Source organism: Thermostichus sp. MS-CIW-41 (assembly GCF_054058915.1).
In genome coordinates this window covers 1-21,415 of sequence record NZ_JBSSBO010000020.1, presented here as the reverse complement: position 1 = coordinate 21,415, position 21,415 = coordinate 1, and the positions used below count along the sequence as shown (strand labels likewise).

General features: G+C 58.6%; 20 protein-coding genes and 1 pseudogene. 11 read left to right on the top strand and 10 right to left on the bottom strand.

Features of this window, described 5'->3' with window-relative positions; all coding sequences use genetic code 11:
• Positions 1-57: 57 nt before the first annotated feature.
• Together ACVWXE_RS07715 and ACVWXE_RS07710 are read right to left on the bottom strand one after the other, a co-directional pair.
• On the bottom strand, positions 58-765 hold the full coding sequence (locus tag ACVWXE_RS07715; protein ID WP_457489995.1) for a cob(I)yrinic acid a,c-diamide adenosyltransferase: 708 nt from the start codon (positions 763-765) through the stop codon (positions 58-60).
• A gap of 1,078 nt (positions 766-1,843) precedes the next feature.
• A complete protein-coding gene (locus ACVWXE_RS07710) occupies positions 1,844-3,055 on the bottom strand; it encodes a phosphodiester glycosidase family protein (protein WP_457489994.1) in 1,212 nt (403 codons plus the stop codon).
• 336 nt (positions 3,056-3,391) lie between these two features.
• On the opposite strand from ACVWXE_RS07710, the gene ACVWXE_RS07705 reads away from it, so the two are divergent.
• Entirely contained in the window at positions 3,392-4,318 is a 927-nt protein-coding gene (locus ACVWXE_RS07705) for a D-isomer specific 2-hydroxyacid dehydrogenase family protein (RefSeq protein WP_457489993.1), read from the top strand.
• 56 nt (positions 4,319-4,374) lie between these two features.
• Here ACVWXE_RS07705 and ACVWXE_RS07700 read toward each other — a convergent pair whose 3' ends face one another.
• The 4 genes from ACVWXE_RS07700 to gltX all read right to left on the bottom strand — a co-directional run bounded on the left by ACVWXE_RS07700 (position 4,375) and on the right by gltX (position 8,744).
• On the bottom strand, positions 4,375-5,457 hold the full coding sequence (locus ACVWXE_RS07700; protein WP_457384769.1) for an isocitrate/isopropylmalate dehydrogenase family protein: 1,083 nt from the start codon (positions 5,455-5,457) through the stop codon (positions 4,375-4,377).
• A gap of 177 nt (positions 5,458-5,634) precedes the next feature.
• Positions 5,635-5,931, bottom strand: a complete 297-nt coding sequence (locus ACVWXE_RS07695; RefSeq protein ID WP_457384768.1) for an ATP-binding protein — start codon at positions 5,929-5,931, stop codon at positions 5,635-5,637.
• Positions 5,862-7,055 (bottom strand): RNA-guided endonuclease InsQ/TnpB family protein, encoded by a 1,194-nt coding sequence (locus ACVWXE_RS07690; protein ID WP_457490006.1) that lies wholly within the window; start codon positions 7,053-7,055, stop codon positions 5,862-5,864. The genes ACVWXE_RS07695 and ACVWXE_RS07690 overlap by 70 nt, the downstream gene beginning before the upstream one ends.
• A 225-nt stretch (positions 7,056-7,280) precedes the next feature.
• Positions 7,281-8,744 (bottom strand): glutamate--tRNA ligase, encoded by a 1,464-nt coding sequence (gene gltX, locus ACVWXE_RS07685; RefSeq protein WP_457489992.1) that lies wholly within the window; start codon positions 8,742-8,744, stop codon positions 7,281-7,283.
• A gap of 234 nt (positions 8,745-8,978) precedes the next feature.
• On the opposite strand from gltX, the gene ACVWXE_RS07680 reads away from it, so the two are divergent.
• Positions 8,979-9,329, top strand: a complete 351-nt coding sequence (locus ACVWXE_RS07680; RefSeq protein WP_011433285.1) for a hypothetical protein — start codon at positions 8,979-8,981, stop codon at positions 9,327-9,329.
• 286 nt (positions 9,330-9,615) lie between these two features.
• Here the strand turns inward: ACVWXE_RS07680 and miaB are convergent, their stop codons facing one another.
• Positions 9,616-10,950, bottom strand: coding sequence for a tRNA (N6-isopentenyl adenosine(37)-C2)-methylthiotransferase MiaB (gene miaB / locus ACVWXE_RS07675; protein ID WP_457489991.1), 1,335 nt, complete (start codon positions 10,948-10,950; stop codon positions 9,616-9,618).
• Positions 10,951-11,068: 118 nt separating this feature from the next.
• On the opposite strand from miaB, the gene ACVWXE_RS07670 reads away from it, so the two are divergent.
• From ACVWXE_RS07670 to argB, 3 genes are all read left to right on the top strand, one after another.
• Positions 11,069-11,503 (top strand): BlaI/MecI/CopY family transcriptional regulator, encoded by a 435-nt coding sequence (locus ACVWXE_RS07670; protein WP_414344770.1) that lies wholly within the window; start codon positions 11,069-11,071, stop codon positions 11,501-11,503.
• Positions 11,500-12,381: a M56 family metallopeptidase gene (locus ACVWXE_RS07665; RefSeq protein ID WP_414373669.1), complete on the top strand. Its 882-nt coding sequence runs from the start codon at positions 11,500-11,502 to the stop codon at positions 12,379-12,381. The genes ACVWXE_RS07670 and ACVWXE_RS07665 overlap by 4 nt, the downstream gene beginning before the upstream one ends.
• A gap of 154 nt (positions 12,382-12,535) precedes the next feature.
• Positions 12,536-13,474, top strand: coding sequence for an acetylglutamate kinase (gene argB / locus ACVWXE_RS07660; protein WP_011433289.1), 939 nt, complete (start codon positions 12,536-12,538; stop codon positions 13,472-13,474).
• Here the strand turns inward: argB and ACVWXE_RS07655 are convergent.
• The gene (locus tag ACVWXE_RS07655; protein WP_457489990.1) at positions 13,471-14,280 is read right to left on the bottom strand and encodes a hypothetical protein; all 810 of its coding nucleotides are present in this window, start codon (positions 14,278-14,280) and stop codon (positions 13,471-13,473) included. The genes argB and ACVWXE_RS07655 overlap by 4 nt on opposite strands.
• 81 nt (positions 14,281-14,361) lie before the next feature.
• Positions 14,362-15,555 carry an RNA-guided endonuclease InsQ/TnpB family protein gene (locus tag ACVWXE_RS07650; RefSeq protein ID WP_457490005.1) on the bottom strand — a complete coding sequence of 398 codons (1,194 nt, stop codon included), beginning with the start codon at positions 15,553-15,555 and terminating at the stop codon, positions 14,362-14,364.
• Between the two features lie 80 nt (positions 15,556-15,635).
• Between ACVWXE_RS07650 and ACVWXE_RS07645 the strand changes: the two are divergent.
• Positions 15,636-15,923, top strand: a pseudogene (locus tag ACVWXE_RS07645) (AAA family ATPase); the annotation flags it as partial.
• A 124-nt stretch (positions 15,924-16,047) separates the two neighbouring features.
• Positions 16,048-16,398, top strand: coding sequence for a DUF1257 domain-containing protein (locus ACVWXE_RS07640; protein WP_414355711.1), 351 nt, complete (start codon positions 16,048-16,050; stop codon positions 16,396-16,398).
• Positions 16,399-16,521: 123 nt separating this feature from the next.
• Here the strand turns inward: ACVWXE_RS07640 and ACVWXE_RS07635 are convergent, their stop codons facing one another.
• Positions 16,522-17,760 (bottom strand): phosphoglycerate kinase, encoded by a 1,239-nt coding sequence (locus ACVWXE_RS07635; protein ID WP_457489989.1) that lies wholly within the window; start codon positions 17,758-17,760, stop codon positions 16,522-16,524.
• Positions 17,761-17,808: 48 nt separating this feature from the next.
• Here ACVWXE_RS07635 and ACVWXE_RS07630 point away from each other — a divergent pair, with 48 nt between their 5' ends.
• The 4 genes from ACVWXE_RS07630 (at position 17,809) to ACVWXE_RS07615 (ending at position 21,324) form a co-directional block, all read left to right on the top strand.
• The gene (locus ACVWXE_RS07630; protein WP_414400357.1) at positions 17,809-17,940 is read left to right on the top strand and encodes a hypothetical protein; all 132 of its coding nucleotides are present in this window, start codon (positions 17,809-17,811) and stop codon (positions 17,938-17,940) included.
• A 29-nt stretch (positions 17,941-17,969) separates the two neighbouring features.
• On the top strand, positions 17,970-19,388 hold the full coding sequence (gene pds, locus ACVWXE_RS07625; RefSeq protein WP_011433297.1) for a 15-cis-phytoene desaturase: 1,419 nt from the start codon (positions 17,970-17,972) through the stop codon (positions 19,386-19,388).
• Positions 19,389-19,545: 157 nt separating this feature from the next.
• Entirely contained in the window at positions 19,546-20,433 is an 888-nt protein-coding gene (locus tag ACVWXE_RS07620) for a phytoene synthase (protein ID WP_414350814.1), read from the top strand.
• 75 nt (positions 20,434-20,508) lie between these two features.
• Positions 20,509-21,324, top strand: a complete 816-nt coding sequence (locus tag ACVWXE_RS07615; protein ID WP_414342371.1) for an ABC transporter permease — start codon at positions 20,509-20,511, stop codon at positions 21,322-21,324.
• The last annotated feature ends 91 nt before the right edge of the window (positions 21,325-21,415 follow it).

The window sequence follows — 21,415 nt, the reverse complement described above, 5'->3', positions numbered from 1 at the left end:
CCGCCCCCCTGACGCGACCCGTGTTGCCTAGGTCTTTCGGAGCGGAAACTGTTTGCGCTAGCGGTGCGGAGCAACATGGGCTGCTGTAGGCATAGCACCTGTGCCGCTGACTTGAGGGGGATCCAGAGAGCAGGCAACATTCGCATCGGCAGTGCGCAGCCCTGGGCCTGGGGTTCCACGTAGGCGCAACTGCGTGATCAAGTCCGCCCGCTCCAGAAACGAATCCGGCATCTCCGGCCCGGTGATCACCATGTCCATGGAGATGGGGCGCTGGTCGATTAAGCTCAGCACTTCCGCTTCTGGGATCAGGCCCAACTTCACAGCCAAGCTCAGCTCATCCAACACCACCAAGTCATAGCGGCCACTCCTGACAGCCTCCTGGGTAAATTGCCACAGCTCATCCAATGCCACCCGCTCCTCAGGCTCTAGGTGAGGTGTATCGATGCACCGGTGCAGGCGACAGCGAACCCACTCCAAGGATCTGCCCAGGGAGAGACGATTTTCGGGCCCCTGATTGATCCCACCCTTGAGAAATTGCACGATCAGCACCCGCGTTCCCTGGCCGGCCAAGCGCATCGCCTGAGCCATGACGGGCGTAAACATGCCCCGGCTGGGGTGGGTGTAAAGCTGCAGGGATCCCTGGGGAACCAACTGGGCGGAGAGGGATCCATTCTGCTGAAGGAAAAGCTCGCCGGCAGCAGGGCTGGCTTGAGCCGCAGGCTGTTTGGCGCGGGCTACAGGAGCGGCATCCTTGGAGGAAGGCATAGGATTTGGAGAAGCAGTGCAAACCACGTTCTATCTCGCGAGCAGGCTAGAGAACACGGCCCTAGGTTACAAGGCCTACAAGTGGTGGAGAGCGTCGGCTATGGATTCCATGAAACACCACCTGTGCGTATCCGTCAATGAGTCGGTTCTGCTTCTAGCTGGCATACAAATCATCCCCAATAGAGTAATAGAAAATACAATCCTTGCCCATCCTAGCCTTTTGGCACAAGAGGCAATACCTGAAAAGCTTTGACAGGGGATCTCAATAAAATTTCAGGCCTAGCCCAGAAGCTTGTGTGTGGGGCTATCTCACTTGAGTATAGAGGTGCTCTATAAAAATTTGAGAAAAAGATCAATTTCTTCCAAATAAGATTAACTCTCACAAACAGGAATGCCAGTACCAGCAGCCCACCCACGAGAGAGGAGCAAGGGTCAACCTACCCCAAAAGCCTTGTCCACCAGGAGAGATAGTCATTTTTAAAATAACTATACATTTGGTCGGGAGCCGGGTAGGCCTACACATTAGCGAACATTCGTAGTAGAGAGAATTGTAACCAAAAGTCCAAGGAGTTAATTTCTAACCTCGAGAGTGAAGAAATATAAATTCGTCAATCATCTTCGTCAAAAAATGGATTATTGACAATACTTTTTTGAAAACCAGCATCTGATTTAGCAGAAGCGTAAAGAATTGCGTGCCTTTTATAATCTGAGGTCGTCTTCTTCAAGAGATCGCCTCTTTGATCATTTTTCTTACCGGTCTCAAGGCCAATGTTTTCTACTTAATTTAATCTCTATTTCTGTTATGAGAAATGAGCATTGGGCGTTCAGTTTGGATCCCACTTAAAATTGACCTGAAAAAGCTCTGGGGCTTTGGGTGCTGAGATTGCCGGGATCCCATTGCGCAATCAAAGCCGAGTCCTTCCTCTGGCGGGGGGAGAGATCTTTTTCTTGAGAAGGTAGATCCAATCCTGGAGAATACTTGACCCCTCATCCAATCAGCCAGAAAGTCCGGGGATCCCACCCTCGATCCCTGGATCAAAGGGAAAAGACTCCATCCCGCCGGCACAAAAGTTTTCTGTCACCGACTTGGGCTTGGGAAAAACCCTAGGCCATTGTGAACTCGGGGTGTGCGCCGCCGGGAGGGACTGGGATCCGTCTCACTGTTGGGTGGGCTGGCTTCTGGGTGCCGGTGTTCCCAATTGACGGCTTCTCCCCCCAGCACCAAGGTGGAAGCATTGCCCCCATCCAAGTTCAGGGCATGGCGACAGCCCAATTGCTGCATCAACTGCGCCATCTCCAGCAGGGTAAGCCCTTGGTTTTCCTGGGCATTGCCGGCGGTCACCAGCAGCAAATGTCCGCTGTCCAGTTGGCCAATGGCACTGCGGGCGGCTCGCTGCCGGCGAAAGAGGGGTTGAAATGCCTCCAATCGGGCATCCAAAACCACCTGCCCATCCAAGAGCAAGAGCGGCCCTGCCCCTAGGATGTGGGGATAAGCTTCCAGCTCGGGCGGATCCAAGCGCAGATGAAGGCTGAGGCGATCCCCGGGAACCAGCTTGCGGGCTTCTAGGGCACCTTCTAGCCCCCGCCCTGCCAATACATACCCCTCGCTGGGAATCTGTACCGTCAAACTGCCGGCCAGGCCCGCCACCAGAATTTCTTGCACCTGATCCTCCCGCACCATCACGAGCATTTCGTCGTCCGTTTGGGTGGTGTAGGTGGATCCCCAGTCGGGGGTGAACTGGGAGATGCCAGGCAGGATATAGCCTGTATTGATGCCCACCACTGGGATTTGATCCCCAATGGCATTGCGCAGCTCTGCTTGCATCTGCAGACGGGCAAAGCGCACGGATCCCCCTTCTTGCCCTGCCGTCCCATCCGACCAAGCGATGACCCCACGGCCCAAAGTGGGGCTGGAGATCCAACGGCCATCCCGACGAATTGCCCCCAGCGGCTGACGGGTGTTGCGGTTGAAAAACCCACCGTTAATGGCGGCTACTGCTCCCTGTTCGGGGCCAAAGGAAGACAGCTCCCCCAGACCCACCAGCCCCGCAGGTGCAGCCCAGATAGGCCGCAGTTGGCCCGCTGCGAGAGAAATGACCACGATAGAAACGGGGATCCGATTGTCTCCAACCCAAACCTCCTTCTGGTACAAAGGGATCCCTTGCACCACCCGCACCGGCTGCACACCGAGGGTCACCTGAGCTTGGGCAGCCACGCTGGGCAAAAAGAGAGCAGCAGTGCAGGCTAACCCACAGCTCATGACCCAGGCGCTCAGCTTGGTTTTGGACATGTCTTCACGTCTTTAGGGCTTCACCATTGTCATTGGGAGATGATTATCCCCCTGCGGCAAAGGTTCCCATCACAATGAGCGACAACAGGATCCCGGGAAAGAGCAGCGTCACCAAGATCAGCAGTTCGGATAGGGTCATTGGGGAATGCTACCTACTTAAGGATTGAGCCAACACAGCAGCCCTAATTTTCACCCTAGCGATCCTATGGAAGTGGCCCAGGATCCCTTTGGGATCCCTTAACACTCGATCACCGGTTTTTGCGGCTGCCCGTGCATGCCATCTCTCGCTCTGCCGACAGTATCCTGGCAAGGGGAAAGCCTTATCCAACGGTTCCTATGGGCATCCAAGGCAAACGCATTGCCGTCGAACCCGACAATCTTCGCCCCTGGCTCAAAGAGGCTGTTTTGGCGGGGGGCGGCGAAATTGTGCCCCTGGCAGAAGCAGAAGCCTTGGTCTGGGCCGATGCCTTTGATGTGCCCGGCCTGAAGCGTTGTCTGGCGGAAGGGAAAGGGATCCGCTGGGTGCAGTTGCCCTGGGCGGGGGTAGAGCCTTTTGTCCGGGCAGGGGTTTTGCATCCTGCCTATGTGTGGACTTGTGGCAAGGGAGTCTATGCTCAACCGGTGGCAGAACATGCCTTGGCCTTGACCTTGGCCGGCTTGCGCGACTTGAAGATCCGCGCCTTGGCCCAAACGTGGCAGGAAGGCTCCGGTACCAGCCTCTGGGGCAGCCGCGTGGTCATTTTCGGGGCCGGGGGCATCGCCCAAGAGTTGATCAAGCTGTTGCAGCCTTTTCAATGCTCCATCGACGTGGTGCGTCGCAAGGCGGATCCCTTGCCGGGGGCCACGCGGGTGGTGACACTCGCGGAACGGCAAACGGTGTTGGCAGGGACAGATGTGGTGATCCTGGCTTTGGCCCTCACGCCGGAAACCGAGGGGATCATCGCCCAAGCTGAGTTGGAGCAGATGGGATCCCAGTGTTGGTTGGTGAATGTGGCGCGAGGCAAGCACATCGTGACCCCCGACTTGGTGGCCGCCCTGCAGCAGGGGGTCATTCGCGGGGCCGCCTTGGATGTCACGGATCCCGAGCCCCTACCGGATGGGCATCCCCTCTGGAGCTTGCCCAACTGCCTGATTACCCCCCACACTGCTCTTACCGATGCCATGATTGTCCCAGCCCTCTCTAAGCGGGTGCGAGAAAATGTGCGGCGCTTCCGGGCCGGGGATCCCTTGCTGGGGGTGGTGGATCCGGTTTTGGGGTATTGAGTCCTCTAGCCCCCCTCCCTTGGGGAGCCTGGGATCAGAACATTTGACGCCAAACCCTACTGCGAAGCCATCTCCCGCACGCGGGCAGCAATGGCCTCTGCCATCTCCTGAGTGCCGACGGGATCCCCTGTGGCCAGGTCATAGGTGACCTGCTTGCCCTCGGCGATCACCGCCTGCACCGCCGCCTCCACCCTTGCGGCAGCCTCCCGCTCTCCTAGGTAGCGCAGCATCATCGCCCCGGAGAGGATCAGAGCGCAGGGGTTGACTTTGTTTTGGCCGGCATATTTGGGAGCAGAGCCGTGAATGGCCTCAAAAACCGCAATGCCGTCGCCGATGTTGGCCCCCGGCGCCACCCCCAGCCCGCCGATCATCCCCGCGCACAAGTCGGAAATGATGTCCCCATAGAGGTTGGTGAGCACCAGCACATCGTAGAGCTGCGGCTTTTGCATCAGTTGCATGCACATGTTGTCCACGATGCGATCTTCAAACTCGATGTCGGGATACTCCTGGGCCACCTCCCGCGCCACCCGCAGAAACAAGCCATCGGTGAATTTCATGATGTTGGCTTTGTGCACTGCCGTCACCTTCTTGCGGCCATTCTGGCGGGCGTACTCAAAGGCAAATTTGACAATGCGGCGGCTGCCGAAGTCCGAAATGGGCTTGATGCCGATGGCGGATCCCTCGCGGATGGGTTTGCCGGAGAGGCGCATCATTTCCTCCCGCGCTTGGATGGCTTCCGGCGTGCCCCGTTCAAACTCGATCCCGGCATAGAGATCTTCAGTATTTTCCCGCACCACCACTAGGTCAATGTCTTGAAAAGGGCTTTTGACACCGAGCATGGATTTGGCCGGGCGCAGATTGGCGTAGAGATCCAGCTCCTTGCGAATGGCTACGTTGACCGAACGAAAGCCAGTACCTACGGGAGTGCCAATCGGCCCTTTGATCGCCACTTTGGTTTCCCGAATGGACTCCAACACCTGGGGTGGCAAGGGGGTGCCGTATTTCTCGATCACCTCCACTCCTGCTTCTACCGGGATCCATTCGAACCGAACCCCAGTAGCCTCCAAGACCGTGGTCATCGCCTTGGCCACTTCCGGGCCGATGCCATCCCCAGGGATCAAAGTCACACGATAGGCCACAGATGCTTCTCCTCGCAGTGTTAACGACAGCGCAAAAACTCCGCCTTGCCAGCGTGAGAGGATCCCCTACAAACGGGTCAGACAACCGGGGATCCGTTGAGCTTAAACGACTATAGAACAGGTTGAGACCGAAAATGCTGCGTCTGCTACCTTGAAAAGACTGGGCTGGGGACAAGATTAGGAACTCGGCGGCAAAGAGATCCGCAGTTCCACCACTGTGCCACTGCCAAAGCGGCGATTACGCCAAGCAATGCTTGCCCCGATCAACTCGGCTCGGTAGCGCATGTTGAGCAACCCGTGTCCATGGCCAGACGGCTGGGCGGGATCCACCCCACTCTTGGACGCCGGCATACCACAGCCATCGTCGATGATCTTCAGCTCCAAGTGGGTGTAGGGAGCGTAAACTACTCGACCCTGACTGCTTCGCAGTACAGGGCGGGCTTTCGGTAGCCCTGCAGTTGGCAAGCCAACCACGAACCTCTAGGCTGGTTTACGACAGCCCCCAAGAGCGCAATCACATTCGCACCATTCAAATCCGCATCCCCTTCCCATCCACAGTGCCCACACTTGAACGACTTGCCACTGCGGTAGGATTGCGCAGGATCGGGATGGATGTGTAAACACTTGTGACAGGTCTGCGACGTGTAGGCGGGCGGAACAAGAATCAGAGAAACCCCTGCAACCCTCGCCTTGTACTCCAGAAACTGACGTAGTTGGTAGAACGCCCAACTGTTGGTCCTACGCCGCTCGGCTTTGCTGCGTGGCTGTTGATTGACTCTTTCCCGGATCCCTGTCAGGTCTTCCAGAGCAATAGCGCTGTTGGTAGCTTTTGCCCTAGAGACAATAGCTTTGGAGATGCGATGATTGACCCACGCTTGAAAGCGTCTCTCCTTGCCAGACAGCCGTTGCAACAGTTCTCTGCATCTGCGCCGCGAACTGCGGGTGCCCTTACTGGCTTTGCGTTGGAGTACCGCCCTCAGTCGGGAGTAGTGGTCGCGGACTCGGTTCAACTGTTGTCCATTCCAGTTCTTCCCCTCTGAGGTATGAGCGATATCTATCCTTCCCAAATCCACCCCGATCACCTTGTCGGTATCTTGTTGCTTGGGTGGCTTTTTCTCTACGCAAATCTGGATGTAGTAGGAGCCATCTTTGCGCTTGATCAGCGTGGCAGCTTTTGGGTTGGAACCAGCCAGCATCCCACGCTGGTAGTTACCAATGGCTAGCTCAAAGCGTTCTCTCCCTTCCACCGTGGTCAGCGACACCGTCCAGTCTTTTTGACGGAACGAGAAGATGCGTGCGTCGTAGGTAACGAACCCACGCTTGAACTCTTTAACCGGACGGTTGCGCTGTCTCGCCACTTTGCGAGCGCCTGCCACCCGTCTGCACACCTGTTGAGCCAAGTTACTGGACAAGCCGAACCGGGCTCGAATCTCGTAGTAGCAAAGGGATTGCAACTTGACCGCGTTGACGATCTTCTCCGGCGTGTTCTGGTTGACCCAGTTCAATGCCTGCACAAAGACATCCATCGTCGCGTCCAATTTGGCGGCTTGCGACTGGGACGCCTTGAGCTTACAGGAGACGGTCAGGACTTGGCTCATAAGTTCATTGTACTTCATCAAAGCGCATTCCTCCCGGCACTGACCCTACGGGTACAGTGCGGGGCTCCTGCGATTTCTAGCTGAGAAGAGAGCAGCACCAGTTCTTGGACAATTTGGTTTGCAGCCTGTAGCTGGCCTAGCAGCATGGGATCCCGATTGCGGCAGCGGTGCGGAGCACTTTCAACAGAGGCAACCGAAGGCATGACAGCAAGAGATGGGCTTCCATCAACAAGGAACCAACTTCTGCACAGCCTCTAACCGCCCCAAAGCCCAGCCCCGCCGCTGCAGAAGCGCAAAAGATTGCAGCAAATCCGGCCCCTGCAGATCCCCTGTCAGGGCGGCCCGCAAACTCTTCATCAGCAGGCCCTTTTTCATGTTCTGGGCTTTGGCCACCTGATCCACCAGCGGCTTCAAGCTGTCCACCATTCGCGTCAGCGGGACGGAGTCGTTAACCTGAGGCAGCTCGGCAGCAGCCAGCGTGGCAGCCATAGCAGCCATAGCCTCTGCCACCCCAGGCAGGCGCAACTGTTCCAGAGCTGGCAACGTGTAGCTGAGGGGCTCCTGAAACAAAAAGCGGCTGAGCGGAGGAGCCTCTGCCAGGCGGTCGATACCATCGGCAATCAGGCGGGCCACATCTTCCAACCAGGTGGGATCCGGCACTCCGGAAAGGTCAAACCCTGCCGCCTGCCAAAAGGGGGTGAGCCGTTCTACCAGTTCTGGCGGAGAAAGCCGCTTGATGTACTGGCTGTTGATCCAGTTGAGTTTGTCCCAGTCAAAGCGGGCAGCCGCACGGTTAACCCGGTCAAAGTCGAACAGCGCAGCCGCCTTTTCCAAAGAGAAAAGCTCTTCCCCATCCGGGGGCGACCAACTGAGCAAAGCCAAATAGTTCTTGAGAGCTTCCGGCAAAAAGCCCAGTTGCTGGAACTCTGCTACCGAAGTTGCCCCATCCCGTTTGGAGAGCTTTTTCCCTTCCGGGTTCAGGATTAAAGGAGAATGGGCGAACTGGGGAGGTTCGTAGCCAAGAGCGCGGTAGAGCAAAATCTGCTTGGGGGTATTGCCGATGTGATCTTCGCCGCGAATCACATGGGTGATGCCCATGTCAATATCATCCACCACCACCGCCAAGTTGTAGAGAGGGTAGCCATCCGCTCGGGCAATGACCATGTCTCCTCCCAAATCCTGGGTGTTCCAGGTAATGGGGCCGCGGATGAGATCCACCCAAGACACCTCTAGGGGCTCCTCGATTTTGAAGCGGATCACCGGCTGCCGACCCTCGGCTTCGTAGGCCCGTCGCTGGGCTTCGGTGAGAAAGCGGTGGCGGTTGTCGTAGCGGGGGGCTTTGCCGGCGGCCTTCTGGGCAGCGCGCATCTCCTCCAGCTCCGCCTCGCTGACGTAGCAGCGGTAGGCCAACCCTCGATCCAGAAGCTGCTGCACCACTGCTTGGTAGCGCTCGATGCGCTTGGATTGGTAGATCGGCCCTTCGTCCCAGTCTAGGCCCAACCAGGCCAGGCCCGCCAAAATGTTGCGGGTGTAGCGGGGCAAAGAGCGGTCGCGGTCGGTGTCCTCGATGCGCAAAATGAACCGGCCACCGTGGCGACGGGCATACAGCCAGTTGAACACTGCCGTTCGGGCGGTGCCGATGTGCAGATTTCCAGTTGGACTGGGGGCAAGGCGAACACAAACACTCACAGGTCTAAGGATCCCAAGCAGAGCATTCTGATCCTAGTCGGCGGCGAGATCCTTTGTCATGTTGGCCCTCCATTGGGTTGCAGGCGGTTGCCAATTGAGGCATTTCGAGTAGAATCCGCTCTAGCCGCCGGTCAAAAGGTAGGCTGCACGGGGATCAAGGTTGACTGGCAATGTCCAACCCCCCCTTTTTTCCGGTGTTGAGGAAAAGCTGTAGCGCAGGAGGAATCACAGCACATGCGTCTGACTTTGGCCATTCTTCTGGGTTGTCTGTCCGCCGGGATCCCGATTGGATCCGCCTTGGCCCAAATTGCCTATCCTTCCTATCCGGTGGGAGATGCCCTGGATAGGATCCTGTTGGATACAGGCAGGAATGTGGATCCGGTCATTTTCCCTGAGGAGGTGGTGCGCTCCCAGGCCCGGCAGACCACCGCCTTCTTCACCACGCTGCTGAACCAACGCACCAACATCCCACCCCTGCGCTCGCTGGATTTGCCCAGCCCCTATCAGGCTTCGGTTCGTACCCAGGCCGGGTACTACCGCGTGACCCAGACAGAGCCCGTTTTGGATTTTGAAATCTTGCGCTAGGCAGGGCAGGTATTCGGGGCCTGTTCCAGCGCCGGCCTGTTGCTGTTGCCAAAACGTTGTGTATGAAGCTCCGTTCTACTGCTGCGCGGAAGAAAGCTAGCTAGGGCGGTGGTTGTGCCCTGGTCGGCGTGGCGGAAAGGGCAGTGACTGCCTGGTGGTTGCCTTAAAGCTGTTCACCCAGGAGAGCATGGTTTTTCTCAGCGAAACAGCTCCCTGGAGAGGCGCTCCGCCGGTGCAATCGGACAAGAGGGAACTGGGGAAAGTTGTGTTTGTGAGAGCCTTCATCCTATGGCCCGCTCGCGCGGACGGTAACTGCCTCTCCGGTCAGCGAAAAAGCTCGCGTGGCGGTAATGCGCACCGGCACCAGGGATCCCTGCAGTTGCTCTGGATCCCCTTCAAAGAACACCAAGCGATTGCCGCGGGTACGCCCCATTGCCTGGCGGGGGTTTTTCGGGTTGGGGCCTTCCACCAGCACCTCTTGCACCTGGCCTAGGAGTCGGGCACTGCGGGCGGCGGCCACCTCGGCCACCAGTCGGTTCAGCCGTTGCAGGCGGTCGCTTTTTTCCTCCTCGGGCACTTGGTCGGGCCACTCAGCGGCGGGGGTGCCGGGACGAGGGGAGTAGGCGGCGGTGTTCACTTGGTCAAAGCCAATGTCCTGCACCAGTTGCAGGGTTTCTTGGAACTGAGCTTCGGTCTCTCCCGGGAAGCCGACAATGGCATCGGCGCTGATGGCGGCTTCGGGCATGTATTGGCGGATGAGCTGGATGATCTGGCGATAGCGCTCGTGGGTGTAGCCGCGCCGCATCCGCTTGAGCACTTCGTTGCTGCCCGCCTGGAAGGGAATGTGGAAGTGCTCGCAGACTTTGGGCAGCTCGGCGCAGGTGGCGATCAGCTCCTCGGTAAAGTAGCGCGGGTGGCTGGTGGCAAAGCGAATCCGTTCAATACCTTCCACCGAATGGACGAAGCGCAACAAGCTGGCCAGGTTGGTTTTCGGATCCAGATCCCGTCCGTAGGCATCGATGTTCTGCCCCAGCAACGTCACCTCTCGATAGCCTGCTCTGGCCACGTCTTCGATTTCGGCGCGGATGGCCTGGGGCTGGCGGGACTGCTCTTGCCCTCGCACCCGCGGCACGATGCAGTAGGTGCAGCGCTCGTTGCAACCGTAGATGACATTGATCCAAGCAGTGACCTGGCTGTCGCGGCGGGGCTTGGTGATGTCTTCTGGGATCTCAACCGGCTCGGTGGCCACCACCTGGTTTCCGGCTTCCACCTGCGCCAACAGATCCCCAAGGCGGTTCACGTACTGGGGGCCCATGACCAGATCCAGCTCAGGGACGCGGCGCAACAATTTTTCCCCTTCCTGCTGGGCCACACAGCCGGCCACGATCAGCTTGATGGCCGGGTTCTTGCGCTTGCGCTGTGCCTGGATGCCCAGGTAGGAATAGACCTTCTGCTCAGCATTGTCGCGGATGGTGCAGGTGTTGTAGAGAACTAAGTCCGCCTGCAACTCATCTTCGGTGGCCACATACCCCAGGGACTCCAGGATCCCGGCCATGCGCTCGGTATCGGCGCGGTTCATTTGGCAGCCGAAGGTGATGGTGTAATAGGTGGGAGCAGCCATGGGAAGTAACAGCACAAAGAACCACCATCTTCGAGCTTAGCGGATCCTTAAAAATGGCTGAGGGGTTTGAGACTGCAACGGTTAGTCTAGATAAAAGTTCCTACACCGGCAAAGGCTCATGTTGCCCAAGCATCGTCCCAAGCAACTGTCGCTGGGCCCTCTGGAATCGGAAATCTTGGAGATCCTCTGGGATCTGGGCAGCGCCAGCACCCGTCAAATCCACGAGCGCATCTTGGCCGATCCGGATCGGGAGCTGGCCTATGCCTCTGTGACTACAGTTTTGCAGCGCTTAAGCCAGAAGGGCTGGGTGAGCTGTGAGCGCCGCACCGATCCCCAAGGGCGGAATCTGCCCATGCTGTGGCGGCCTCGTCTTTCGCGTCAGGAAGCGGCCAGCCTCAGGGCCTTCACCCACCTGCAGCAGTTTTTGGCCGTGGGGGATCCCGATACGGTGGCAGCCTTTGCCGATAGCCTGGATCAGGCCAGTGTGTCCCAGTTGCAGGCGATTGCCGAACGGCTGCGGGCGGCCCGTCAAGCCAGGAGGGATCCGCGATGAGCCACTTGGGCATGTTACTGCTGGGCTTGGGCCTCAGTTGCCTGTGGCGAGCCCAGGTGCGCCTGGACAGGAGTGGGGGATGGGGCCGACGTTGGCAGCGGGCTTGGATCCACTTCTTGCTGCCCCCGCTGCTGTTGCTGACCACTGCTTTGGCCTTGGCCTGGATGGGGCCGTGGGGACAAATGGCCGGGGTGGGGGGCTGGTTCTGCTACGGCTGTGCTCTGCTGTTGCTGGCCGTGGCCGGCGGCGTGGCCTTGCACTGGATTTGGGAATACTGGCGCTCCTATCGACGTGCCCATCTGCAAGCTTTAGCCCATGTGGATTTGCATGGCTCTCCGGCCTATGTGCTGGATTTGGAGATCCCTTTTGCTGCCCAAGTGGGGGTGTGGAATGCCCAGTTGGTGGTCAGCCGCGGCCTGCTGGAGCAGTTGGATGATGAGCACTTGCGGGCTGTAATCGCTCACGAAGAAGCCCATCGCCACTACCGCGACACCCTGTGGATGTTTGGGGTGGGCTGGCTGCGACGCCTCACCGGCTGGCTGCCCAACACCGAGGCCCTCTGGCAGGAATTGCTCACTCTGCGGGAACTGCGGGCGGATCGCTGGGCGGCCCAACGGGTGGATCCCTTGCTGTTGGGAGAGGCCCTGCTGCAGGTGGTGGGCTATGGCGTGGTGGAGCAACCGGCGGCGGCCTGGGTTGGCTTTGCAATGGCCGTGAGTTCAGACTCAGGGCAACGGCTGCAGGAGCGTATCGATGCCCTGCTGCAGCAGGCAGAGTCAGGGCCCGTCGATCCCCTACCCCATTCTTCTTCCATTCGGGGTTGGGCCTGGTTGGGGTTGTCCCTATTGCCTTTGCTGGCGATCCCGTTCCATACCTGAAGATTGACGGCGATTCCTCAACCAAATTGTCCTTGGGTTGGGGAAGCGAGCTTGAAAAAAAACCACCAGTTGACGCCCAAAGCCTGAGATCTGCTTTGCAAGCAGAATGGGATACTCTAGGTCAGGTTTTCTGGACTTCTAGGGACTTACAGCAGTGCAAACCAACTCTTCCCTTTCTGAGGCGACCGGGTCGGCGTGTGATCCCCTTACGCGGGCGCAGATCCTCATCGAGGCTTTACCCTACATTCAGCAGTACCAGGGCCGCGTTATTGTCATCAAATACGGCGGCGCAGCCATGGTGCACCAAGAGCGACGGGCCGAGGTGCTCCGAGACATCGTCTTTCTGGCCTGTGTGGGGATCCGCCCGGTGTTGGTGCATGGGGGGGGGCCGGAGATCAACAGTTGGCTGCAAAAACTGGACATTCCCTTCAAGTTTGTGGATGGCTTGCGGGTTACCGATGCCGCCACCATGGAAGTAGTGGAGATGGTGTTGGTGGGCAAGGTTAATAAGCAGATCGTCCAGCTCATCAGCTTGGCCGGCGGATCGGCGGTGGGGCTGTGCGGGCGGGATGGCAACTTGATCAAAGCGCGATCCCAGGGCCGGGCAGAGATCGGCTTTGTTGGGGAAGTGAGCAGCATCAACCCCCAGTTGCTGCAAACCCTATTGGAAGGTGGACAGATTCCGGTGATCTCCAGTGTGGCTGCCGATGAGACGGGCCAAGCCTACAACATCAACGCCGATACGGTGGCGGGAGAACTGGCGGCCTCTCTGGGGGCAGAAAAGCTGATTTTGCTCACCGACACCCCTGGCATTCTCAAAGATCCTCAGGATCGCAGCTCTCTGATTACGTTGCTGGATATCGAGACGGCTCGCCAGTTGATCCAAGCCGGTGTCGTCAAGGGCGGCATGATCCCGAAGGTGCAGTGTTGCATTCGCGCCTTGGCACAAGGGGTGCGGGCGGCCCACATTCTGGATGGGGGATCCCCTCATTCCCTATTGCTGGAGCTGCTGACCGATGCCGGGGTGGGCACCAAGCTTGTTCCTTCTCAGTTTTCCGCTCAGTTGGAAGGACTGAACAACGGATCCCGCTAAGCTTCCTTGATAAAGCGAAGAATCTCCCGCACATGGCCGAGAAACTGGCTATCCACACTGAGCTGAGCCACAGCTTGGTGGGTCTCCTGGCGCAATTGCCTGTGCTCCAGCTCGTTGCTGGCCCGCAACTGTTCCAGTTGGGCTTTGAGCGCGGCCAGCTCCTGCCGTAGGTAGCGCCGGGTTTCTTCCTCTTGTTGGGCCCAAGAGCCAGGTTTGCCGGGATCCCATTGCTCCTGCAACTGCTCGACTTGGCGTGTCAACTGCTTTATCCGCTCGGCCAACTCGATGGCATCTTCGCGAGGGATCTGGATTTGCCCTTGCAACTGGGCCAAGCGGTCGGCCAAATACTCGTAGCCGCGGATGGCCGGGCGCAGAGCCGTCAACAACAGGGCAGCCACAGCGCTGGGGTAGCCGAGGGGGGTCACCTGCCCAGCCGCCAGGCCGTAGAAAGCCAGAGCCGACAGCCCATGCAGGGCAATGGCCACGCGCAACGACCAGCGGCTGAGCTTTTGTAGGAAAGCCAAGGTTGAATCTTCCACCGGGATCCCTCGTTCCTGAGACACGACCGCCTCCTGCTGAACGGCCTTGGCCTGAAAGTAGAGGTTCCAGGGAAGGGTGACGATCACCACCAGCCACCAAAAGCTGGCGATCCCAATGGCCCAGTCGGCCAGCTCCCCAATAGGTAGCCCAAAAGCCCGCAACAGGCCAAACAGGATCCCGCCGCCGATCAACAACAGCAGCCCCGCCACCCAAACTGGGAAAAAGATTTTCGAGTAAGACACGGAGTAAGAGGTTGAGTAAGACATTGCCGGTTTCTCCTCATCAAGCTGCCTACAGCCTGCCCGAACCGAGCGGCCAGAAGCTCGTAAACTACCCGACTCCGACCGCTAAGCGGTACGGAGCGGGCTTTCAGTAGCCCTGAGCCTGTTCTGCTCTACCAGAGAACAAAACAAGCCCGGACCTCTAGGCTGGTTTACGACAGCCCCCAAGAGCGCAATCACATTCGCACCATTCAAATCCGCATCCCCTTCCCATCCACAGTGCCTACACTTAAACTTCTTTCCACTGCGGTAGGATTGCGCAGGGTCGGGATGAATGTGCAAACACCGGTGGCAGGTCTGCGACGTGTAGGCAGGCGGTACCAGAATCAAGGCAACCCCTGCACGCAGAGCCTTGTACTCCAGAAAATGACGGAGTTGATAAAACGCCCAACCGTTGGCCCTGCGCCGTTCGGCTTTGCTCCGCGGCTGTTGATTGACCCTTTCTCGGATCCCTGTCAGGTCTTCCAGGGCGATAGCGCTGTTGGTAGCTTTTGCCCTGGAGACAATAACTTTGGAGATGCGATGATTGACCCACGTTTGAAAGCGTCTCTCCTTGCCAGACAGCCGTTGCAACAGTTCTCTGCATCTGCGCCGCGAACTGCGTGTGCCCTTACTGGCTTTGCGTTGGAGTGCCGCCCTCAGCTTGGAGTAGTGGTCGCGGACTCGGTTCAACTGCTGTCCATTCCAGTTGTCCCCCTCTGACGTATGGGCGATATCCGTCCTGCCCAAGTCCACCCCGATCACCTTGTCGGTATCTTGTTGCTTGGGTGTTTTTTCCTCTACGCAAATCTGGATGTAGTAGGAGCCATCTTTGCGCTGGACTAGGGTGGCCGATTTGGGGTTAGAGCCAGCCAGCATTCCCCTCTGGTAGTTACCAATGGCTAGCTCAAAGCGCTCTCGACCCCCAACGGTGGTCAGCGACACCGTCCAGTCTTTCTCGCGGAATGAAAAGATACGTGCATCGTAGGTAACGAACCTACGCTTGAACTCTTTAACCGGACGGTTGCGCTGTCTCGCCACTTTGCGGGCGCCGGCCACCCGTCTGCACACCTGTTGAGCCAAGTTACTGGACAAGCCGAACCGGGCTCGAATCTCGTAGTAGCAAAGGGATTGCAGTTTGACCGCGTTGACGATCTTCTCCGGCGTGTTCTGGTTGACCCAGTTCAATGCCTGCACAAAGACATCCATCGTCGCGTCCAATTTGGCGGCTTGTGACGGGAACGCCTTGAGCTTACAGGATATGGTCAGGACTTGGCTCATAAGTTCATTGTACTTCATCAAAGCGCATTCCTCCCGGCACTGACCCTACGGGTACAGTGCGGGGCTCCTGCGATTTCTAGCTGAAGAAGCGGCGGCGCGACATCAGCCGCTTTGATCTGCGCCAGTTGGCCGCAGCCTGTGAAGGCTTCTCCGGCGCGGAGATCGAACAAGTTTTGATTGCTGCCATGTACGAAGCGTTTGCCCAGAACCGCGAATTTACCCAACTGGACATTTTGGCAGCAACGAAAGCAACTCAACCGCTATCTCGCACCATGACGGAGCAAGTGGTAGCGTTGAGGGAATGGGCCCAGCAGCGGGCTCGGCCTGCAGCGGCCTCTGTAGCCGAGTACCAGCGGCTGGAGTTCTAGGAGGAGGTGAGGATCCAAAGCTACCTTGACAGAAGCAGGGACGGCAGGGCCCAAACCTTCCCCAAAGAACAGTGCCCATTGTTTGTGTTGATGTTCCAACCCCTACACACAGGAGAGAAACACCATGTCTCATTTTAGCACCTTGCGTACCAAGATCACCGATAGCCAAATCCTGATCAACTCTCTGCGCGATCTCGGCTACACCGTTAAGCTGAACGCCGACGTGCGTGGCTACAACGGCCAGCGTGTTCGCGCTGACATCGTGGCTCAGTTGGAAGGCGACTACGATCTGGGCTGGTCGAAGAATCCCGACGGTTCCTACGACCTGATTGCCGATCTGTGGGGCGTGGCCAAGAAGCACAACCAGACCGAGTTGATCAACTCCATCAACCAGAAGTACGCCGTCAACAAGACCTTGGCCGAGGTGAAGCGTCCTGGCTTGAACAACGCCAACGTTAAAGTGGTGATGCACTAAGCCGGATCCTGTCTCGCCATCGCTGCAGCGATCTACACCGACTAAAGTTAGGAGGGGCTGAATCCAGCCCCTACTTTTTGGCTTGGTTTTTGGATTGGAGGGGCTGGGACCCGAAGGAGGAACCTACGCTTCTGTGAGAGCGGCAATGCCGGGCAGCACCTTCCCTTCCAATAGCTCCAGGCTGGCTCCGCCACCGGTGGAGATATGGGTCATTTTGTCGGCCAGGCCCACTTTTTCCACGGCAGCCACCGAGTCTCCCCCGCCGATGATGGTGGTGGCTCCCGCTTGAGTGAGATCGGCCAGGGTGCGGGCAATGGCTTCTGTGCCCAGGGCAAAGCGGTCGAATTCGAACACGCCCATTGGCCCATTCCAGACCACGGTTTGGCACCCCTGCAGGGCAGCCTGGAAGGCTTTGATCGATTCCGGGCCGATGTCCAAGCCCATCCAATCCTCGGGGATGGCGTGGATGGAAACGGTCTGGGCCTGGGCATCTTTGTCAAACCTATCGGCTACCACCACATCCACCGGCAGCAGCAGCTCCACCCCCCGCTCTTTGGCTTTTTCCATCAGGGAGCGGGCCAGATCCAGCTTGTCGGTTTCTACCAGGGATTTGCCGGTCTTGAGGCCCTGGGCTTGGTAAAAGGTGAAGATCATGCCGCCGCCGAGGAGGAGCTTATCCACCTTCTCCAGCAGCCTCTCGATGACGCCGATTTTGCTGGACACTTTGGAGCCGCCGATGATGGCCGCCAAGGGGCGCCGCGGATTCTCGATGGCGCCGGAGAGGAATTGCAGCTCCTTTTCCACCAGGTAGCCGGCCACAGCAGGCTGGAGGTAGGCGGTGACGCCGGCAGTGGAGGCGTGGGCGCGGTGGGCGCTGCCAAAGGCGTCGTTGACAAACAGGTCGGCCAGTGAGGCCAGCTTGCGGGCAAATTCCGGGTCGTTGTCCTCCTCTTCTGGGTAGAAGCGGACGTTTTCCAGCAGGGCCACCTGGCCGTTTTCCAGGCGGTTCACTACCGCCTCGGCCTCAGGGCCGATGCAGTCGGGGGCAAAGGCGACCGGCTGGCCCAGCAATTGAGAAAGACGGGTGGCCACGGGGGCTAGGCTATTGCCCTCGCGAGCGATCTTAACCGCGCCTGTCTCTTTGTCTTTTTTGACGGGGCGGCCCAGGTGGCTGGCGAGGATCACTTTGGCGCCCGCTTGGATGAGGGCCTGGACGGTGGGCAGAGCAGCCCGAATGCGGGTGTCATCGGTAATGTTGCCCTGGGCGTCCAACGGGACATTGAAATCGGCTCGCACCAGCACACGCTTGCCGGCCAGATCAAAGCCGGATGACAGCAGGGATCCCAGTGTTTGTTTGGCCATCGTTGTCTTTCCCCCCGGACTGCGGAAAATCTTTACTTTTTCTTCCGTATGTATCCTACCAGCGATTGGGATCCCGGCAGCGAGACCGATGGGCTCAGGGATCCCCTTGTTCCGCTGCTTTTGCTGGGTCGGCCTTCCGTCTGCCCCTTGGCCCCGGCAATTGTAACGGTTTGCAAATAGAATAAAAATGTTGCTTTGTCGTTACCCTCATGCGTGTTGCCATTGCTGGTGGCGGGCTGGCCGGGCTGGCCTGTGCCAAGTATCTCTGCGATGCCGGGCATCAACCGCTCCTCTTTGAGCGGCGGGATGTTTTGGGTGGCCTGGTGGCTGCCTGGAAAGATGCCGACGGCGACTGGATCGAGACGGGGCTGCACAACTTTTTTGGCGCCTACCCCAACACGTTGCAGCTGTTCCGGGAGCTGGGCATCTCCGATCGCCTGCAGTGGAAGGAACACAGCTTGATTTTCAACCAGCCGGACAAGCCGGGCACCTATTCCCGCTTTGACCTGCCGGATATTCCCGCTCCTTTCAACGCCATTGTCGGCATCTTGCGCAACAACGACATGCTCACCTGGGGGGAAAAGGTGAAGTTTGCCCTGGGGCTGGTGCCGGCCATGATTCGCGGCCAGCGCTATGTGGAGCAGATGGATCGCTATAGCCTCTTGGAATGGCTGCGGCGGCAGGGTATTGACGAGCGGGTCAACACCGATATTTTCATTGCCGTCTCCAAGGCCCTGGCCTTCATCAACCCGGAGGAGATCTCGGCCATGGTGCCCCTGACGGCCTTGAACCGCTTTTTGCAGCAAAAAGATGGCTCTAGGATTGCCTACCTAGACGGCGCTCCCCCAGAGCGGCTCTGCCAGCCGATGGTGGACTACATTGTCGCCCGTGGGGGGGAAGTGCATTTGAAGGCGGCGTTGCAGGACATTCGTCTCAACCTCGATAACAGCGTGGCCGGGTTTTGCTTAGCCACCCCCTCTGGGCCGGTGGAGGTGACTGCCGATGCCTATGTCTCGGCCCTTTCGGTGGACGCGCTCAAGGAGCTGCTGCCGGCGCAGTGGTGGGGGATCCCCTTTTTCCAAAAGCTGCGTGAACTGGAGGGGGTGCCAGTAATTAGCCTGCAGATCTGGTTTGACCGCAAGATTACTCACATCGATCACTCCTTGTTTTCCCGCTCGCCGCTATTGAGCGTGTATGCCGACATGAGCAACACCTGCCGGGCCTATGCCGATCCGGAGCGGTCCATGTTGGAGCTGGTGCTGGCTCCGGCTGCCGAGTGGATTGATCGCGGCGATGAGGAGATCTTTGCCGCCACGCTGGAGGAACTGAAAAAACTCTTTCCCCAGCACCTTACCGGCCCCAACCCCGCCCGCGTGCGCAAGTGGGTGGTGGTGAAAACGCCGCGCTCGGTCTACAAGGCTACCCCTGGCAGACAGCAGTATCGCCCCACTCAAGTTACCCCTATTCCCAACTTCTTCTTGGCGGGCAGCTACACCCTACAGCCCTTCCTGGGCAGCATGGAGGGGGCCATCCTCTCCGGCAAGTGGGCGGCGGAGGCCATCAACAAGGGGATCCCATTTCAACGCGCTTCTGTCTCGGCCTCAACTCTGGCAGCTGCGGGGGTCTAGCTCTCCGCCGTCCGCCTCCTATGCCTTTTGAATCTTTCTTTTCCCCACAACCTCTTCTAGGCTATCCGCGGCGTCCGCTTTCCCGTAGTGTTGATATGTGCCCTCGCCGTTCCTCTTCCTTCTCTATCCTGGCCCTGCGCCCCTGGAGATCAGCCAGATGAGTCCGCTTGAGCAATCTTTTGCCCTCTGTCGCCAGATTACGGCCAAGCACGCTAAGACTTTCTACCTGGGATCCCTGCTCTTGCCCCAGTCCAAACGGCGGGCCATCTGGGCCATCTACGCTTGGCTGCGGCAAACCGATGAGTTGCTGGATGGACTGGAAGCCAGCCAGGCAGAGGTGGAGGTCACCCGCAGCAAGCTGGAGCAGTGGGGATCCCATCTGGAGTCGTTATTTCAGGGGGGTGAGCCGCAAGTCCCCACGGACCTCGCTTTGATCCACACCATCCGCACCTACCGCCTTTCCATCGAGCCGTTTCGCGAGATGCTGCGGGGGCAGAGCATGGACTTGGATACCCAGCGCTACGCCACCTGGGAGGATCTGCGGGTCTACTGCTACCGCGTGGCCGGGGTGGTGGGGCTGATGTGCTCGGAGATCATGGGGTTTGTGCCGGGCCGGGATGGCCGCGAGGAGGCGGTGGCGCTGGGGATCGCCATGCAACTAACCAACATCTTGCGGGATGTGGGAGAGGACGCCCGCCGCGGGCGGATCTACATCCCCCTGGAAGATCTGCGCCGCTTCAACTACTCCGAGCGGGACCTGTTTAACTATGTTATTGACGAGCGCTGGATGGCTTTGATGGACTATGAGATCCGGCGGGCTAGAGAGCTCTATGCCCAAGCGGAACGGGGGATCCCTACCCTGCAGCCGGACTCCCGCTGGCCGGTAGCCGCTTCCTTGATGCTCTACCGGCAGATTCTCAACGCCATCGAGCGCAACCACTACCAGGTTTTTCGCACCCGCGCTTACGTGTCCACTCTCAGCAAGGCATTGGCGCTGCCGGTGGCCTGGTGGCGGTCGCGGCGCTCCAACTACTACGGTTACTAGTAGGGAGCAGCAAGCAGTTCCCCACGGCCGCGGCAGCAGAAAACAAGAAGACCTCTAATACAGCGAAGAAAACCTATGGTAAGCCGTGCCCTGACCCTACCCTATCAGCGAATCTGGGAAGACAGTTTAACCATCTTCTGGCGCGACTGGCTGGATCTGCGGGGGCGAGTTTGGCAGGTGGTGGCCTCGGGGCTGGTGGCTCCCCTCATCTACATTGTTGCCTTTGGGGTGGGCCTAGGGGGATCCCTGCGGGCCGAAGCTTTGGCCGAGGTGGCCGGATCCACGGCGGCAGGTTCTTATTTGCGCTTTATCTTGCCGGGGATGGTGGCTCTTTCAGCCATGACCATCAGCTTTGCCGGCACCACCTTCTCCATTTGTGGATCGCGGCTATTTACCAAGAGCTTTGAAGAGCTGCTGCTGTTGCCGGTGCACCCCTTGTCTTTGCATCTGGGCAAGGTGCTGGCGGGCATTGCCCGCGGCCTGCTGACGGCCTTGGGGGTGTTGGCGGTGGGGGTGCTGGGTACGGGGGCCTGGGGCCTGCTTCACCCCTTGTCGCTGTTGGTTCTACTTTTGGATTGCGCCGTCTTTGCCGGCATTGGGGTAATTGCTGGCTTGAAGGTGCCCAGCCTGGAGAGTGTGGGCGTGCTAACCAACTTTTTGATTACGCCCATGTCTTTCCTAGGGGCCACCTTTTTCGATCCCGCCCAGTTGCCGACCTACCTGCAGGTGCTGGTCTATTGCCTGCCCCTTTCCTACGCCAGCATTGGCATGCGGGCAGCCGCCTACCAGCCGCTTGCGGAGTTTCCCTGGTACACGGTGGGAGTTTTGGGCGGCTTGGCGGTAATCCTGGCTTTTGTGGGAGCTTATCTGTTTTCCCACCAGCAGGACTAGGTTGTGTTGATCTTTCATTTGAGCCAAAAGAGAGCACTGACGAGATAGAGAAAACTCAAGAAGTTCCTGGCCAATTTGTCAAAACGAGAAC